13 protein-coding genes are annotated in these 15,786 nt (G+C 69.4%); 4 read left to right on the top strand and 9 right to left on the bottom strand.

Annotated elements, in window-relative coordinates; all coding sequences use genetic code 11:
* Nucleotides 1–35 precede the first annotated feature (35 nt).
* The 3 genes from rpsD to ABZV42_RS21395 form a co-directional block, all read right to left on the bottom strand.
* Complete coding sequence (gene rpsD, locus ABZV42_RS21405) at nucleotides 36–650, bottom strand: 30S ribosomal protein S4 (RefSeq protein ID WP_164369968.1); 615 nt, start codon at nucleotides 648–650, stop codon at nucleotides 36–38.
* Nucleotides 651–989: 339 nt separating this feature from the next.
* The gene (locus tag ABZV42_RS21400; protein WP_356053117.1) at nucleotides 990–2,345 is read right to left on the bottom strand and encodes a replication-associated recombination protein A; all 1,356 of its coding nucleotides are present in this window, start codon (nucleotides 2,343–2,345) and stop codon (nucleotides 990–992) included.
* Between the two features lie 44 nt (nucleotides 2,346–2,389).
* Nucleotides 2,390–3,031 (bottom strand): vitamin K epoxide reductase family protein, encoded by a 642-nt coding sequence (locus ABZV42_RS21395; RefSeq protein WP_356053115.1) that lies wholly within the window; start codon nucleotides 3,029–3,031, stop codon nucleotides 2,390–2,392.
* Nucleotides 3,032–3,170: 139 nt separating this feature from the next.
* Here ABZV42_RS21395 and ABZV42_RS21390 point away from each other — a divergent pair, with 139 nt between their 5' ends.
* Both ABZV42_RS21390 and ABZV42_RS21385 read left to right on the top strand, forming a co-directional pair.
* Nucleotides 3,171–4,037, top strand: a complete 867-nt coding sequence (locus ABZV42_RS21390) for an ABC transporter ATP-binding protein (RefSeq protein WP_356053113.1) — start codon at nucleotides 3,171–3,173, stop codon at nucleotides 4,035–4,037.
* On the top strand, nucleotides 4,034–4,879 hold the full coding sequence (locus ABZV42_RS21385) for an ABC transporter permease (RefSeq protein ID WP_356053111.1): 846 nt from the start codon (nucleotides 4,034–4,036) through the stop codon (nucleotides 4,877–4,879). Before ABZV42_RS21390 ends, ABZV42_RS21385 begins: the two co-directional genes overlap by 4 nt.
* A gap of 93 nt (nucleotides 4,880–4,972) precedes the next feature.
* Here the strand turns inward: ABZV42_RS21385 and hisS are convergent, their stop codons facing one another.
* Together hisS and ABZV42_RS21375 are read right to left on the bottom strand one after the other, a co-directional pair.
* Nucleotides 4,973–6,235, bottom strand: a complete 1,263-nt coding sequence (gene hisS, locus ABZV42_RS21380) for a histidine--tRNA ligase (RefSeq protein ID WP_355978197.1) — start codon at nucleotides 6,233–6,235, stop codon at nucleotides 4,973–4,975.
* Nucleotides 6,236–6,245: 10 nt separating this feature from the next.
* Nucleotides 6,246–6,968, bottom strand: a complete 723-nt coding sequence (locus ABZV42_RS21375; protein ID WP_355978200.1) for an MBL fold metallo-hydrolase — start codon at nucleotides 6,966–6,968, stop codon at nucleotides 6,246–6,248.
* A gap of 180 nt (nucleotides 6,969–7,148) precedes the next feature.
* Here ABZV42_RS21375 and ABZV42_RS21370 point away from each other — a divergent pair, with 180 nt between their 5' ends.
* Nucleotides 7,149–7,982: a peptidylprolyl isomerase gene (locus ABZV42_RS21370; RefSeq protein WP_355978202.1), complete on the top strand. Its 834-nt coding sequence runs from the start codon at nucleotides 7,149–7,151 to the stop codon at nucleotides 7,980–7,982.
* A gap of 135 nt (nucleotides 7,983–8,117) precedes the next feature.
* On the top strand, nucleotides 8,118–9,347 hold the full coding sequence (locus tag ABZV42_RS21365; protein ID WP_355978203.1) for a DUF349 domain-containing protein: 1,230 nt from the start codon (nucleotides 8,118–8,120) through the stop codon (nucleotides 9,345–9,347).
* 102 nt (nucleotides 9,348–9,449) lie between these two features.
* Here the strand turns inward: ABZV42_RS21365 and ABZV42_RS21360 are convergent, their stop codons facing one another.
* From ABZV42_RS21360 to secD, 4 genes are all read right to left on the bottom strand, one after another.
* Entirely contained in the window at nucleotides 9,450–11,972 is a 2,523-nt protein-coding gene (locus ABZV42_RS21360) for a RelA/SpoT family protein (RefSeq protein WP_355978416.1), read from the bottom strand.
* Nucleotides 11,973–12,245: 273 nt separating this feature from the next.
* Nucleotides 12,246–12,785, bottom strand: coding sequence for an adenine phosphoribosyltransferase (locus ABZV42_RS21355; protein WP_355978205.1), 540 nt, complete (start codon nucleotides 12,783–12,785; stop codon nucleotides 12,246–12,248).
* A complete protein-coding gene (secF, locus tag ABZV42_RS21350) occupies nucleotides 12,782–13,900 on the bottom strand; it encodes a protein translocase subunit SecF (protein WP_355978207.1) in 1,119 nt (372 codons plus the stop codon). The genes ABZV42_RS21355 and secF overlap by 4 nt, the downstream gene beginning before the upstream one ends.
* Nucleotide 13,901: 1 nt before the next feature.
* Complete coding sequence (gene secD, locus ABZV42_RS21345) at nucleotides 13,902–15,662, bottom strand: protein translocase subunit SecD (RefSeq protein ID WP_355978210.1); 1,761 nt, start codon at nucleotides 15,660–15,662, stop codon at nucleotides 13,902–13,904.
* Nucleotides 15,663–15,786 lie beyond the last annotated feature (124 nt).

The raw sequence follows: 15,786 nt of genomic DNA, 5'->3' as shown, positions 1-15,786 counted from the left end.
CGCTGACGCGTGGTGCCGCGTCCGCTGTAAGAAGATCAGCGGGCGTAGTACTCGACGACGAGCTGCTCGTCGCAGATCACCGGGATCTCCTTGCGGTTCGGCTCACGGTCCAGGCGGAACGCCAGGGCCGGGAGGTTCACCTGGAGGTAGCGCGGGGTCTCGCCGTCGGGGGCGAAGCCACCGGCGCGGGAAACCTCGAACAGCGTCTTGCTGCGGCTGCGCTCGCGGACCATCACGACGTCGTCGGGACGGACACGGAACGACGGCTTGTCGACCTTGCCACCGTTGACCTCGATGTGGCCGTGGACGACCATCTGGCGGGCCTGGTAGATCGTGCGGGCGATGCCCGAACGCAGCACCAGCGCGTCGAGACGGCGCTCGAGCTCGATGACCAGAGCCTCACCGGTCTTGCCCTGCGTCTTGGCGGCACGCTCGTAGGCGCGGACGAGCTGACGCTCGGACACGTCGTACTGCGCGCGCAGACGCTGCTTCTCGAGCAGACGGACCTTGTAGTCCGAGTTCTGCTTGCGGCCACGGCCGTGCTCGCCCGGCGGGTAGGGGCGGGCCTCGAAGTACTTGACGGCCTTCGGGGTCAGCGCGATGCCGAGGGCACGCGACTTCTTGACCTTGGGGCGGGACTGGTTCGGCATGAACCAAACACCTCGTGTCTCTGATGCGAATACGGCTTCACCAGGGTTAGGGAGGTCGCAATCCGCAGCCCGGGAAACCCTCCTCGCCGCCGTGGAAGTCCACGGGGACGGGGCGGGCAGCCGCTCCTGGGTCTGGGCACATACGTGCAGCACGCGAGTGACCCACCGACCGGTCCCGGAAATCCGGGTGGTGGTGGGTTGCCCGCGACACCTTCGACGGTGCGCGACGCTCCTGGAATCCCCCCGTTGAGGCAGGGGCTCCGGCTGGATGTCCCGTTCTGGTGGTGCCGACCGGAGCCGGACACGGGACGCAGCGCTTCGAGCCATCGTACAGGGTGCTCAGGAGCGCCCTCTACCGAGGTGCTTCCTGGTCCACTCCACGGCGTCGGCGTAGCGCGCCTCGGCGCCGTGCCGGGTCGGCGTGTAGTACTCCCGGTCGTTGAGCTCCTCCGGCGCGTACTGCTGGGCCGCGATGCCCTCGGGCAGGTCGTGCGGGTACACGTACCCCTGGGCGTGCCCGAGCTTGGCCGCGCCCTTGTAGTGCCCGTCGCGCAGATGGGCCGGCACCGGACCCGCGTGCCCCTTGCGCACGTCCTCCATGGCGGCGCCGATGGCCATGGTCGCGGCGTTGGACTTCGGGGCCAGCGCGAGGGCGATGGTGGCGTGGCTGAGGGTGAGCGCGGCCTCGGGGAAGCCGATCATGGCGACCGCCTGGGCGGCGGCGACGGCTATGGGCAGCGCGTTCGGGTCGGCGAGGCCGATGTCCTCGCTGGCGGAGATCATCAGGCGGCGGGCGATGAAACGGGGGTCCTCGCCCGCCTCGATCATCCGGGCCAGGTAGTGCAGGGCCGCGTCCACGTCGGAGCCGCGGATGGACTTGATGAGCGCGCTCGCCACGTCGTAGTGCTGGTCGCCGTCGCGGTCGTACTTCACGGCGGCGCGGTCGACGGTCTCCTCCAGCGTCTGGAGGGTGATCTCCGGCTCGCCCTTGTCGAGGGCCGCGCCTGCGGCGGCCTCGAGGGCGGTCAGCGCGCGGCGGGCGTCACCTCCGGCGATCCGCAGGAGGTGCTCCTCGGCGTCCGCGGGCAGGGTGACGGATTCCCTGAGGCCCCGCTCCGAGCCGAGTGCCCGGCGCAGCAGACCGCGCAGGTCGTCGTCGGTGAGCGGTTCGAGGGTGAGCAGGAGGGAGCGGGAGAGCAGTGGCGAGATCACCGAGAAGTACGGATTCTCGGTCGTCGCGGCGATCAGGGTGACCCAGCGGTTCTCCACGGCCGGGAGCAGGGAGTCCTGCTGGGCCTTGCTGAAGCGGTGGATCTCGTCCAGGAAGAGGACGGTCTCCTTGCCGAAGCCGCCGGCGGCACGGCGGGCTCCGTCGATGACCGCGCGCACCTCCTTGACCCCGGCGGTGATCGCGGAGAGCTCCACGAAGCGCTTCTCGGTGGCCTTGGAGACGACGTACGCGAGGGTGGTCTTGCCGGTGCCCGGCGGGCCCCAGAGGATCACCGAGGACGGTCCGGCCGGGCCGCCGCTCCCCTCGGCGACGAGTCTGCGCAGGGGAGAGCCCGGCTTCAGCAGATGCTGCTGGCCCACGACCTCGTCGAGGGTGCGCGGGCGCATCCGTACGGCCAGGGGACTCGCGGACGGGTCCTTCTCCTGGCGGTCTTCGGCGGCGGCGGTGAACAGATCGGGCTCCACGTCCGAAATGCTATGTCACCGCACTGACAATCCCCTCAGGCCCGTCAGCTGGTCCAGAAGTCCCACCAGCGGGTCAGGATCAGCATGCCGATGATGCCGACGTGCAGGGTCGGCAGGACCCAGGTGAACTCGCCGAAGAAGCTCTTCATCCAGCGCGGGGCGGGCAGGAAGCCGCCCCGGACGTTGAAGGAGGTCACGTACCAGAACATGGTGATCGTGGCGACCCAGGCCAGGCTGCACCACAGGCAGAGCGAGTTGATCCGGTACAGCGACTGGAACTGGAGCCAAGTGCAGAACGCGACTCCGAAGAGCGTGCCCGCGTTGAAGGTCAGCCAGTACCAGCGCGGGAAGGTGGCCCGTGCGAGCAGGCTCACGCCGACGCAGATCACGATGCCGTAGGCGACGAGCCCCATCATGGGGTTGGGGAAGCCGAAGGCCGAGGCCTGGGCGCTCTTCATGATGTTGCCGCAGGAGACCACCGGGTTCAGGCTGCATCCCGGGACGAAGTTCGGGTTCTCCAGCAGCTTGAACTTGTCGATCGTGATGACCCACGCGGCAAGGAGACCGGCCGCCCCCGTGATCACCAGCAGCACGGCGAGCGCGCGACTGCTGCCGGCCGTCCGCGCGACGGCGGCGGCGGGGCGTTCCTGATCGGTCGGGACGTCCTTGACTGTCGTCTTGTTCATCACGCCGTTTCCGTAGCTTCGAGAGGGCCTGCGGGCAGGCTCATTGTGCCGCACCCGCCGGACCGCCCACCGTTCGGTGGACATAAGAAGGTACGCACGGCCGCCCCGGAACGCTCGGTTCGGGGAGAGGCTCGTCCGCATGACAACTCACACGGACCAACTCGCTGTGGATGTACGGGGGCTGCGCAAGCGGTACGGGGACGTCACCGCGCTCGACGGCGTCGATCTGGGCATCCGGCAGGGCGAGGTGTTCGGCCTGCTCGGACCGAACGGCGCGGGCAAGAGCACCACCGTGGAGATCCTCCAGGGCAACCGCCGGCGGGACGCGGGAGAGGTCTCGGTCCTCGGCTCGGACCCGGCGACGGGCACGCGCGCGTGGCGCTCACGTGTCGGAATCGTCTGGCAGGACGAATCCGCGCCCGCCGAGTTGACGGTGGGCGAGACGGTGAGGCATTTCGCCCACTATTACCCGAATCCACGTGATCCGGAGGAGGTCATCGGCCTGGTCGGTCTGGAAGAGAAGAAGGACAGCAGGATCAAGTCACTGTCGGGTGGTCAGCGCCGGCGGCTCGACGTGGCCCTCGGGGTGATCGGCGGCCCCGAGCTGCTGCTCCTGGACGAGCCGACCACGGGCTTCGACCCGGCGGCGCGACGCCAGTTCTGGGAGCTGATCCGCAAACTGGCCGACGAGGGCACCACGATCCTCCTGACCACGCACTACCTGGAGGAGGCCGAGGCCCTCGCGGACCGGCTGGCGGTCATCGCGCGGGGCCGGGTCGTCGCCGAGGGAGAACCGGCCGCGCTGCGCGAGCGCTTCGGCACCGAGGCCACGGTCGAGTGGACGGAGGCCGACGGCAGCCCGCGCAGCGAGCGCACCGACACCCCCACCAGGACGGTCGCCGAGCTCACGCACCGCTTCGACGGGGAGATCCCGGGACTCCGGGTCGGCCGCCCCACCCTGGAGGACGTCTATCTGCGACTGACCGGCCTGGAGGACGCGCGATGACCACGACCGACGTACGCCTCGACACGAAGAACATGTCCGGCCGGCTGCCCGGCACCTGGGGACTGGGACTGCGGCGCGGCGCTCTGGAGATCAGGCAGTTCTTCCGCCAGCGCGACCAGGTGGTGTTCACCTTCGCCTTCCCGGTCGTCTTCCTGTTCCTGTTCGCGTCGATCTTCAGCGACGACGTGAAGGGCGCGGGTGTCACCGCCTCCCAGCTGTACGTCCCGGCGATGATGGCCGCGGGCATCATGTCGACCAGTTTCCAGTCCCTCGGCATCTCGATCGCGATCGAACGGGACGAGAAGGTGCTGCGCCGGCTGCGCGGCACACCGATGCCCCCGGCGGCGTACTTCCTCGGGAAGATATGGCTGGTTCTGGTGACCGGCGCCCTGGAGACGGCGATCCTGCTCGTCGTCGGCACCACGCTGTACGGCGTCGACCTGCCCTCGGATCCCGGCAGATGGGCGGACTTCGGCTGGATCTTCGTCCTGGGTCTCACGGCCTGCGCGCTGCTCGGCATCGCGGTCAGTTCGGTCCCGAAGTCGGGCAAGAGTGCCACCTCGGTGGTCGTCCTGCCCTTCCTCGTCCTCCAGTTCATCTCCGGCGTCTACATCTCCGTCGACACGATCCCGGACTGGATGCTGAACATCGGCGCGCTGTTCCCCCTCAAGTGGATGTGCCAGGGGCTGCGCGGGGTGTTCCTGCCCGACTCCGCGAAGGTGCTGGAGCAGGCGGGCGACTGGGAGTTCGGACGGATCGCCCTGGTGCTCGGGGCGTGGTGCGCCGGAGGGCTGCTGCTGTGTCTGCTGACCTTCCGCTGGAAGGACCGGCGCGACGGATGACGGCTCCGGCCCGCGGGCCCCTGCCCCGGTGGGATGCCACCGGGCCCGCAGGCCTCTGCCCCGGTGGGATGCCACCGGGGCAGAGGAAGCGGGTCAGCCCAGGCGTGACCGCAGCTCGGCCACGATCTCACCGGTGGCGACCGCCGCCTGCTCCCCGGACTCCATGTCCTTGAGCTGCACGACGCCCTCGGCGAGATCACGCTCACCGGCGACGATCGTGAAGCGGGCCCCGCTGCGGTTCGCGTTCTTCATCGCGCCCTTGAGCCCCTTCGCGCCGTACGAGAAGTCGGCGGCGACACCGAGCCTGCGCAGCTCGGTGACCGCGGCGAAGAGGATCCGGCGGGCCTCCTCCCCGAGCGGTACCGCGAACACACTGGTGGCCGAGGGGAGTTCGAGCTCCACGCCCTCCGCCTCCAGCGCGAGCACCGTACGGTCGACGCCCAGCGCCCAGCCGACGGACGGCAGCGCGGGGCCGCCGATCATCTCGGACAGCCCGTCGTAACGGCCGCCGCCGCCGACCGCGGACTGCGAGCCGAGACCGTCGTGCACGAACTCGAAGGTGGTCCGCGTGTAGTAGTCCAGACCGCGCACCAGCTTCGGGTCGTCCTCGAACGAGACGCCCGCGGCCGTGATCAGGTCGCGCACCTCCTCGTGGTACGCCTTGCAGGCGTCACAGAGGTAGTCGCGCAGCAACGGCGCCCCGCCCAGCTGCTTCTGGACGTCCTCACGCTTGTCGTCGAGCACGCGCAGCGGGTTGATCTCCGCGCGGCGCAGCGTGTCCTCGTCGAGCTCGAGACCGCGCAGGAAGTCCTGGAGCGCGGCGCGGTAGACGGGTCGGCACTCCTTGTCGCCCAGGCTGTTCAGCAGGATGCGGAAGTCGCGCAGGCCGAGCGAGCGGTACGCCTGGTCCGCCAGGATGATCAGCTCGGCGTCGAGCGCCGGGTCCTCGGCTCCGATCGCCTCGGCTCCCACCTGGGAGAAGTGGCGGTAACGGCCCTTCTGAGGACGCTCGTAGCGGTAGTACGAGCCCGAGTACCAGAGCTTGACGGGGAGGTTGCCGGCCTTGTGCAGGTTGGCCTCGAGGGCCGCGCGCAGGACGGAGGCGGTTCCCTCGGGGCGCAGGGCGAGCCTGTCGCCGCCCTTGGTCTCGAAGGAGTACATCTCCTTGGTCACGATGTCGGTGGACTCACCGACTCCGCGCGCGAACAGTTCGACGCTCTCGAAGCCGGGCGTCTCGATGTAGCCGTAGCCGGAGTTGCGCAGCGGGGCCGCGATGGCCTCGCGGACCGCGAGGTACTTGGCGCTGTCCGGCGGAATGAGGTCGTAGGTGCCCTTGGGGGCCCTGAAGGTGCTCACGGAAGTCTTGTCACATTCCTCGTCGAGGAGCGGAGGTCGGGTCCGCTCCGCGTTCTTGGCGGCTCGCCGTCACCTGCCGCAGATACGGGTTGGTGGCGCGCTCCTGGCCGATGGTCGTCTGGGGGCCGTGGCCGGACAGCACCACGGTCGAGTCGTCGAGCGGCAGGCACACCCGGCCCAGCGAGTCGAGCATCTCGTCCATGTCGCCGCCCGGCAGGTCGGTGCGTCCGATGGAGCCGGCGAAGAGCAGATCCCCGGAGAAGAACACGGACGGGATGTCCGCGTTCTCGGGCATCCGGAACGTCACCGACCCCTTCGTATGGCCCGGGGCGTGCGCGACGGAGAGGTCGAGGCCCGCCAGCTTCAGTTCCGCGCCGTCGGTCAGCGTCCGCACGTCGCCGGGCTCCCCCACGGTCAGCTCGCCCATCAGCGGCATTCCGATGGACCGGCCGAGCGCCTTCTCCGGGTCGCTCATCATGTAACGGTCCGCGGGGTGGATCCAGGCCGGCACGTCGTGCGCTCCGCACACCGGGACGACCGAGGCGACATGGTCGATGTGGCCATGGGTGAGGATGACCGCGACGGGCTTGAGCCGATGCTTCTTGAGCGCGTCCTCGACTCCCTGAGTGGCCTGATGGCCCGGGTCGATGATCACGCACTCCTCACCCGCGGCGGGGGCGACCAGGTAACAGTTGGTCCCCCAGGCCCCGGCGGGGAACCCGGCAATGAGCACGATCGTCCTTCGTGGTGGCGTACGCGCTGGTGTCGTACGGGGCGGTTGGCTGCGCAACAGAGCCTACCGGCGCTGCCGATTCCTCAGCGAACCCATATACGGTACGGGGCACACGCAGGCGGTCGGCTCAGGCGACGCACGCGTCCCACTCGACGTACGAGACGCACGAGGAGAAACCCGGTGGTCAGCCAGGAACAGCGGCGGCGTCAGCTCGCCCGGGAGAAGTTCTTGCGACAGCAGCAGCGCCGCACATCCGCTCGACGAAGGAACCAGACACGCAACGCGGTGATCGCGGCGGTCGTCGGCGTGGTCGTCGCGGGCGGTGCGACGGCCTACGCGACCGGGCTCTTCAAGAGCGACGACAAGAAGGCCAACGCGGGCGCCGGTGCGACGCCCAGCCCGACGCCGAGCGCGGCGCCGACGAGCAAGGCGCCCGATCCGTGCGAGAAGCCCGCCGCGGGCCAGGTGAAGTCGCTCACGTGGAAGAAGGAGCCGGCGCTCGCCATCGACAAGTCCGCCGCCTACACCATGAAGATGGCGACGACCTGCGGCGACATCGACATCGCCCTCAAGGCGTCGGCGGCCCCGCACACGGTGAACTCGTTCGACTTCCTCGCCGGCAAGGGGTACTTCGACCACACGAAGTGCCACCGGCTCACCACGAACGGCATCTACGTCCTTCAGTGCGGCGACCCGACGGCCCAGGGCTCCGGCGGTCCCGGATACACGATCCCGGACGAGAACCTGAAGGACGCGTCGCTCAAGAACAACGTGTACCCGGCGGGCACGATCGCCATGGCCAACACCGGCCAGAAGCACACCGGCGGCAGCCAGTTCTTCCTGGTGTACCAGGACAGTCAGCTTCCTCCCAGTTACACACCGTTCGGCACTATTTCCAAGTCCGGTCTGACGGTCCTGAAGAAGATCGCGGCAGCCGGCGAGAGCACGGGCCAGGGCGACGGCGCGCCGAACGCGACTGTCGTGATCAACAAGCTGACCGTGACGAAATCCTGACCGTCAGCTGCTGAATTTCGGTCGCGCGGGATGCGGACAGCCGCCCCGCCGGTCGCCTATGTTGGCCGTGACGAAACTGTGGACGATGCCAGGGGGCGCCAACGCCCCACGCAGGCATCATGTGGAGGAGGCGCTGTGAGCAGCGACCCGTGGGGCCGCGTCGACGAGACGGGGACCGTGTACGTGCGTACGGCCGACGGCGAGCAGGTCGTCGGATCCTGGCAGGCCGGCACGCCTGATGAGGCGCTGGCCTACTTCGAGCGCAAGTACGAAGGCCTGGTTGTCGAGATCGGCCTCCTCGAGAAGCGAGTGAAGACCACCGACCTGTCGGCGAAGGACGCCCAGACCGCCATCGATCACATCCGCGAGCAGGTGGTCGCCCACCACGCGGTCGGTGATCTGGGCGCGCTGAGGGTGCGGCTGGACAAGCTCGTGGAGACGGTCGACGCGCGCCGCGAGGAACGCAAGGTCCAGCGGGCCAAGCAGTCCGACGAGGCGCGGCACTCCAAGGAGGCGCTCGTCGTCGAGGCCGAGGAGCTGGCGCAGAGCGACCAGTGGCGCTCGGCCGGTGAGCGGCTCCGCGCGCTGGTGGACACCTGGAAGGGGCTCCCGCGACTCGACCGCAAGTCGGACGACGAGCTGTGGCACCGCTTCTCGCATGCCCGCTCGGCGTTCTCCAAGCGGCGCAAGGCGCATTTCGCCTCTCTGGACGCGCAGCGCGAGGAGGCCCGCAAGACCAAGGAGAAGCTGGTCGCCGAGGCCGAGTCGCTGTCCGCCTCGGCGGACTGGGGTCCGACGGCGGCCCGTTACCGCGAGCTGATGGCGGACTGGAAGGCCGCGGGCCGCGCCCAGCGCGAGCACGAGGACGACCTGTGGAACCGCTTCCGCGGCGCCCAGGACGTGTTCTTCGCCGCACGCAGCGGGGTCTTCGCCGAGCGTGACGCGGAGCAGACGGAGAACCTGAAGCTCAAGGAGGAGCTGACCGAGGAGGCCGAGAAGCTCGTCCCGGTGCAGGATCTGAAGGCGGCCCGTGCGGCCTTCCGCTCCCTCAACGAGCGCTGGGAGGCCATCGGCCACGTGCCGCGTGACGCCCGCCCGAAGGTCGAGGGCCGGATGCACGCGGTGGAGCGGGCTCTCCAGGAGTCGGAGGAGACCGAGTGGCGCCGGACGAACCCGGAGGCACGCGCGCGTGCCGAGGGTCTGACCGGTCAGCTCCAGGCCGCCGTCGACAAGCTCCAGGGCCAGATCGCGACGGCGCGCTCCGCGGGCAACACCGCGAAGGCGGACAAGCTCCAGAAGGAGCTCGACGGCCGTCAGGCGCTGCTGGACCAGGCGCTGAAGGGTCTTCAGGAGTTCGGCGGCTAGGCCGGACCGCACATACGTGAAGGGGCTCCCGTACGCACCGTACGGGAGCCCCTTCACGTGTTGCCCGCGTCCGCCCGGCGCGTGGCCGGGCGGACGCGGATGTCAGGCCTCGGAGGGCCTGCGGGCCGAGGTCACGCGGTACACGTCGTAGACGCCCTCGACGCCCCGGACGGCCTTCAGGACGTGTCCCAGGTGCTTGGGGTCGCCCATCTCGAAGGTGAACCGGGAGGTGGCGACACGGTCGCGGGAGGTCTGGACGGCCGCGGACAGGATGTTGACGTGCTGGTCGGACAGGACGCGGGTGACGTCCGACAGCAGCCGGGACCGGTCAAGCGCCTCGACCTGTATGGCGACCAGGAAGACCGAGGACTGGGTGGGCGCCCACTCGACCTCCAGGATGCGCTCGGGCTCGCGGGAGAGCGAGTCGACGTTGACGCAGTCGTTGCGGTGGACCGAAACGCCGCTTCCGCGGGTGACGAAGCCGATGATCGGGTCACCCGGCACCGGCGTACAGCAGCGGGCGAGCTTGACCCACACGTCGTCGACGCCCTTGACGACCACACCGGGGTCGTTGTTGCTGCGCCGCTTGCGGCCGCGGCCCCGCGCGGGCGGTACCGACTCGTCGATCTCCTCGGTGGCCGCCTCCTCGCCGCCGAGTGCCTGGACCAGCTTCTGGACGACGCTCTGGGCGGTGACATGGCCCTCGCCGATCGCCGCGTACAGGGACGAGATGTCGGGGTAGCGCATCTCGTGCGCGAGGGTGACCAGGGAGTCGCCGGTGAGGATGCGCTGGATCGGCAGGTTCTGTTTGCGCATCGCGCGGGCGATGGCGTCCTTGCCGTGCTCGATCGCCTCGTCGCGGCGCTCCTTGGAGAACCAGGCGCGGATCTTGTTGCGGGCGCGCGGCGACTTCACGAAGCCGAGCCAGTCGCGGGAGGGGCCCGCGCCGGCCGCCTTGGAGGTGAAGACCTCCACCAGGTCGCCGTTGTCCAGGGTGGATTCGAGCGGCACGAGTCGTCCGTTGACCCGTGCTCCTATCGTCCGGTGGCCGACCTCCGTGTGCACCGCGTAGGCGAAGTCCACCGACGTCGAACCGGCCGGAAGCGCTATGACGTCGCCCTTGGGGGTGAAGACGAAGACCTCGTTGCGCGACAGGTCGAAGCGCAGGGACTCCAGGAACTCGCTGGGGTCCTCGGTCTCCTTCTGCCAGTCGAGCAACTGGCGCAACCACGCCATGTCGTTGACGGTGTCCTGGCCGGCACTGCCCTTGGCCGCGCGGGGCACGTCGGTGCGGACCTTGGAGGAACCGGCGACGGTCTCCTGCTTGTACTTCCAGTGCGCGGCGATGCCGTACTCGGCGCGGCGGTGCATGTCGAACGTACGGATCTGGAGTTCGACGGGCTTGCCGTTGGGGCCGATGACCGTCGTGTGCAGCGACTGGTACATGTTGAACTTCGGCATCGCGATGTAGTCCTTGAACCGGCCGGGCACCGGATTCCATCGCGCGTGCACGGTGCCGAGCGCCGCGTAGCAGTCGCGGACGGTGTCCACGAGGACGCGGATGCCCACCAGGTCGTAGATCTCCGCGAAGTCACGGCCGCGGACGATCATCTTCTGGTAGACGCTGTAGTAGTGCTTCGGGCGGCCGGTGACGGTCGCCTTGATGCGCGCCGCGCGCAGGTCGGACTGGACCTCGTCGGTCACTATGGCGAGGTACTCGTCACGCTTGGGGGCGCGCTCGGCGACCAGCCGCACGATCTCGTCGTACATCTTGGGGTAGAGGATCGCGAAGGCGAGGTCCTCCAGCTCCCACTTGATGGTGTTCATGCCCAGGCGGTGGGCGAGCGGCGCGTAGATCTCCAGGGTCTCGCGCGCCTTCTTCTCCTGCTTCTCACGCTTGAGGTAGCGCATCGTGCGCATGTTGTGCAGGCGGTCGGCGAGCTTGATGACCAGGACGCGGGGGTCCTTGGCCATGGCGACGACCATCTTGCGCACGGTCTCGGCCTGCGCGGCCTCTCCGAACTTGACCTTGTCCAGCTTGGTGACGCCGTCGACGAGCAGCCCGACCTGGTCGCCGAAGTCGCGGCGCAGGGTGTCGAGCCCGTACTCGGTGTCCTCGACCGTGTCGTGCAGGAGACCGGCCATGAGCGTCGCCGGGTCCATGCCCAGCTCGGCGAGGATGGTGGTGACGGCGAGCGGGTGCGTGATGTACGGGTCGCCGCTCTTGCGCTTCTGGCCGCGGTGCCAGCGCTCGGCGACCTGGTAGGCCTTCTCGATCTGGCGGAGCGTCGACGTCTCGATCTTGGGGTCGTTGCTGCGCACTATCCGCAGCAACGGCTCCAGGACGGGGTTGTACGGGTTCGAGCGCTGGACGCCGAGACGGGCCAGGCGGGCCCGGACACGGTTCGAGGAGCCTCCGGAACGCGAGGGCTGGGAAGCCGCGGGACGGACCGGCGGGGTGTTCGCGGGGCGCTCGGGCGGGGCGGGCTTGGGACGCGATCCCTCCGCGGCCGTGCCGTCGGGCGCTGACTGGGCGTGCTCGACCGGCCCGCTCGCTGCCTTCGCTGCGGGCTGCTCCGCGGCGCCCGAGCCGGGCTCGGGCTGGGTGGAGGCGGTTCGCCCCAGGCGTTCCGCGCTGGGGGCGAGTGGCTGGGCCTCGTCTGGCAAGAGGGCTCCTCGTGCGCGATCCGGGTCCCCCGGTCAGGCTCCGGAAACCCCATGGTAGCGATCCTTCGTGCCGGACTCGCTGTCGGCCGCCGTGGGCGGCCTCGTACAGCAGGAACGCCTGAGGCGGGCGCCGGATTCCTCCGGGCCCGCCTCCGCGGTGTCCTACGGGTGCCTCAGGCCTTTCGGGGGCCTTTACGGGAGCTGGACCCCCGGCTGGCGTGCGCACGGTCCTCAGACCGTCAGGAGCGCCTCCAGGGGAGCCCCGGCCAGGGCCGGCTCCAGACGGCCGCGGCCGCCCAGGAAGCCGAGCTCCATCAGCACGGCGACGCCCGCGACCTCGGCGCCCGCCCGGCGGATGAGCTGGAGGGACGCCTCGGCGGTGCCGCCGGTGGCGAGGACGTCGTCGACGACGAGCACGCGGTCGGCCGCGTTCAGGTCCTCGGCGTGCACCTCGATCTCGGCGGAGCCGTACTCCAGGTCGTATGTCTGCGACAGGGTCGCTCCGGGGAGCTTGCCCGCCTTGCGCACGGGGATGAAGCCGATCCCGGCGTGGACGGCGACCGGGGCTCCGAGGATGAAGCCGCGGGCCTCCAGGCCGACGATCTTGGTGGCGCCGTTGCGCACGGCGATGTCCGCCAGGGCACCGGTCAGCGCGCCGAACGCGGCCGGGTCGGCCAGGAGCGGAGTGATGTCCTTGAACATCACTCCCGGCTCCGGGTAGTCGGCCACGTCACGGATGCGACTGAACAGCAGCTCCTCGATGCCGGTCATCGGCGCTTCCCCGAGGGGCGGCCGCGGCCGCGGGTGCGGGACGCGGGCTGGTTGCGGGGACCGACGACCGCCGGGGTGGCGTCGTCCCGCTCGTCGTCCTCGTACGACTCGGTGCCCTGCGGCTCCAGGGACTCGCCCTGGGCGGCCGCCTGGGCCCGCTTGGCGAGGACCCGCTTGCGCAGGGCCTTCATCTGCGGCTCGCGTTCCTTGAGGTCGGCGACGAGCGGCGTGGCGATGAAGATCGAGGAGTACGCGCCGGCCGCGAGACCGACGAACAGCGACAGCGAGATGTCGTTGAGCACTCCGGCGCCGAGCACGCCGCCGCCGATGAACAGCAGCGCCCCGACCGGCAGCAGCGCGACCACCGTGGTGTTGATGGAACGCACCAGGGTGCTGTTGATCGAACGGTCGGCGACATCGCTGTAGGTCCAGCGGGTCTGCTTGGTGATGTCCTTCGTCTGCTCCTTGAGGCTGTCGAAGACGACGACCGTGTCGTAGAGCGAGTAACCGAGGATCGTGAGCAGACCGATCACGGTGCCCGGGGTGACCTCGAAGCCGACCAGGGCGTAGATGCCGACCGTGATCGTGATGTCGTGGATCAGGGCGACCAGCGCTGCGATGGCCATACGCCACTCGAAGGCGATCGCCAGGTAGATCACGACCAGGACCATGAAGATCGCCAGGCCCTCCCAGGCCTTGTTGGCGATCTGGTCACCCCAGCTGGGGCCGACCAGGTCCGCGTTGATGCTCTCCGAGTCGACCTTGAGGTCCGTGGCGAGCTTGTTCTTGATCGTGTCCGACTTGTCGGTGTCGATACCGGCGATCTGGATACGCAGTCCGCCGTTGCCGAGCTTCTGGACGACCGCGTCGTGACCGGAGACGTCCTGCGCGAACGTCTCCGCCTGACTCACCGAGACACTGGACTTGCCGGTGGTGGTGAAGACGGCGCCGCCCTGGAACTCGATGCCCATGTTCAGGCCCCGCACCGTCAGGCCGAGGATGGCCGTGATGGTGATCAGGATCGAGATGCCGTACCAGATCTTGCGCTTGCCGACGAAGTCGTAGCCGATCTCGCCGCGGTGGAGCCGGGCGCCGAGGGTGCCGAGTTTCGACATCTCACGCCTCCTTCGTGTCGACGGGGGCGGACGCGCGACGGGTGCGGCGCAGCGGCGGCTTGGCGCCCAGTCGCTTCGGGTCGAGGCCGGACCACTTGTGGCCACTGGCGAAGAAATCCCTGCGGGCGAGAAGCGTCATCAGCGGCTTCGTGAAGAAGAACACGACGACGACGTCCAGCACCGTGGTCAGACCGAGCGTGAACGCGAAGCCCTGGACCTTGCCGACGGTGACGATGAAGAGCACCGCGGCGGCGAGGAAGGACACGAAGTCGGAGACCAGGATGGTGCGCCGGGCACGCGGCCAGGCACGTTCGACGGCCGGCCGCAGGGTGCGGCCCTCGCGGATCTCGTCCCGGATGCGTTCGAAGAAGACGATGAACGAGTCCGCGGTGATACCGATCGCGACGATCGCACCGCAGACGGCCGGGAGGTTCAGCGCGAAGCCGATGGCCGGGCCGAGCAGCGCCATGAGCACGTAGGTGAGGATCGCGGAGACGCCCAGGGAGGCGATGGCGATGGCCGACAGACCCCGGTAGTAGATCACCAGGTAGAGGACGACCAGCGCGAGGCCGATGGCGCCCGCGATCAGTCCGGCGTGGAGCTGCTCACCACCGAGCGCGGCGGTCACCGTGGTGACGCTGGACTCCTTGAAGCTGAGCGGCAACGCGCCGTACTTCAGCATGTTGGACAGGTCCTGCGCCTCGGTCTGGGTGAAGCTGCCGGAGATCTCCGCGTTGCCGCTCAGCGACTCGCTGACGCGCGGGTCGGAGACGACCTGACCGTCCAGGACGATGGCGAACTGGTTCTGCGGCTCCTGGTTCTGGGCGAGCCTGCCGGTGATGGCCGCGAACTTCTTGGAGCCACCGGAGGTGAACTCCATGGTGACCTTCCAGCCCGCGGCGCTCTGCGTGTCGAAGACCGCGCCGGCCTTCTTGACGTCCGTGCCGGACACCTCGGCCGGGCCGAGGATGTACTTCTGCCACTGGCCGGAGGAGTTCTTGTCCTGGCCGCAGGCCACGGTCGGGTCGGTCGGCTTGGCGCCCGCGCCGGCCTTGGCACGGACCGCCTTGTCGGTGCAGTCGAGCGTGGCGAACTCGGCCTGGAGCTTGGCGGTCGCCGGGTCCACGCTGGCGCTCGCGGACGGCGTGGCGCCACCGGAGGCCGAGGAACTCGGGGTGCTGCTCGCGGACGGCGAGGAGCCCGCCTTCAGGGCGTCCGTGACCGGACGGCCCTGGGTGGTGGCGGAGGCCGACGGCTTCGCGGAGGGCGAGGAGGACGAGGTCGCCGTGTCCCCGGCCTTGGCGGAGGAACTACTGGAGGCGCTCGGCGACGGAGTGGTCGACGCCGCGGCCCCGGAGTTGTCCGTGACCAGCACGGGACGGAAGTACAGCTTGGCGGTGGTGCCGACCTGCTCGCGGGCCTGCTGGGAGTTCGTGCCCCTGGGAATGTTGACAATGATGTTGTCGGAACCCTGGGTCTGAACCTCGGCCTCGGAGACACCGAGACCGTTGACACGGCGGTTCATGATGTCGACCGCGGTGTTCATGTTGGTCTTGTTGATCGCGTTGGGCTGGCCCGGCTCGTTCTTCGCCGTGAGCGTGATGCTCGTGCCGCCGGCGAGATCGATGCCGAGACGCGGAGTGGGGTGCCCTGTCGCGAACATTCCCCCGGTGAGCGCCGCGATGGCGATCAGGATCAGGGCCAGCGAGCGCCCCGGCCTGCTCTGGGCGCTCGCGCTCCGGCCCTTCTTCGGTGCTGCCACCTTCTCGTACTCCCTCTCGGGCCGCCCTGCGCCGGGTGAGCGCCTGGACGGCCATGCCATGGTGTCGGGACTCCGTGCGAGAACAGCACGTCCCGGGAGGTGTGCGGCGCGAGCGGATCGCGCC

The sequence above is a fragment of the Streptomyces sp. NPDC005281 genome (genome assembly GCF_040607495.1).
Lineage (GTDB): Bacteria > Actinomycetota > Actinomycetes > Streptomycetales > Streptomycetaceae > Streptomyces.
The sequence above is the reverse complement of the archived record's forward strand: the minus strand, read 5'-3'. Positions and strand labels throughout refer to the sequence as shown.

Coding starts and splice junctions, on each gene's coding strand:
- rpsD (WP_164369968.1), bottom strand. CDS start 650: ATGCCGAACCAGTCCCGCCCCAAGGTCAAGAAGTCGCGTGCCCTCGGC.
- secF (WP_355978207.1), bottom strand. CDS start 13,900: ATGTCGAAACTCGGCACCCTCGGCGCCCGGCTCCACCGCGGCGAGATC.
- ABZV42_RS21355 (WP_355978205.1), bottom strand. CDS start 12,785: ATGACCGGCATCGAGGAGCTGCTGTTCAGTCGCATCCGTGACGTGGCC.
- ABZV42_RS21390 (WP_356053113.1), top strand. CDS start 3,171: ATGACAACTCACACGGACCAACTCGCTGTGGATGTACGGGGGCTGCGC.
- ABZV42_RS21395 (WP_356053115.1), bottom strand. CDS start 3,031: ATGAACAAGACGACAGTCAAGGACGTCCCGACCGATCAGGAACGCCCC.
- ABZV42_RS21385 (WP_356053111.1), top strand. CDS start 4,034: ATGACCACGACCGACGTACGCCTCGACACGAAGAACATGTCCGGCCGG.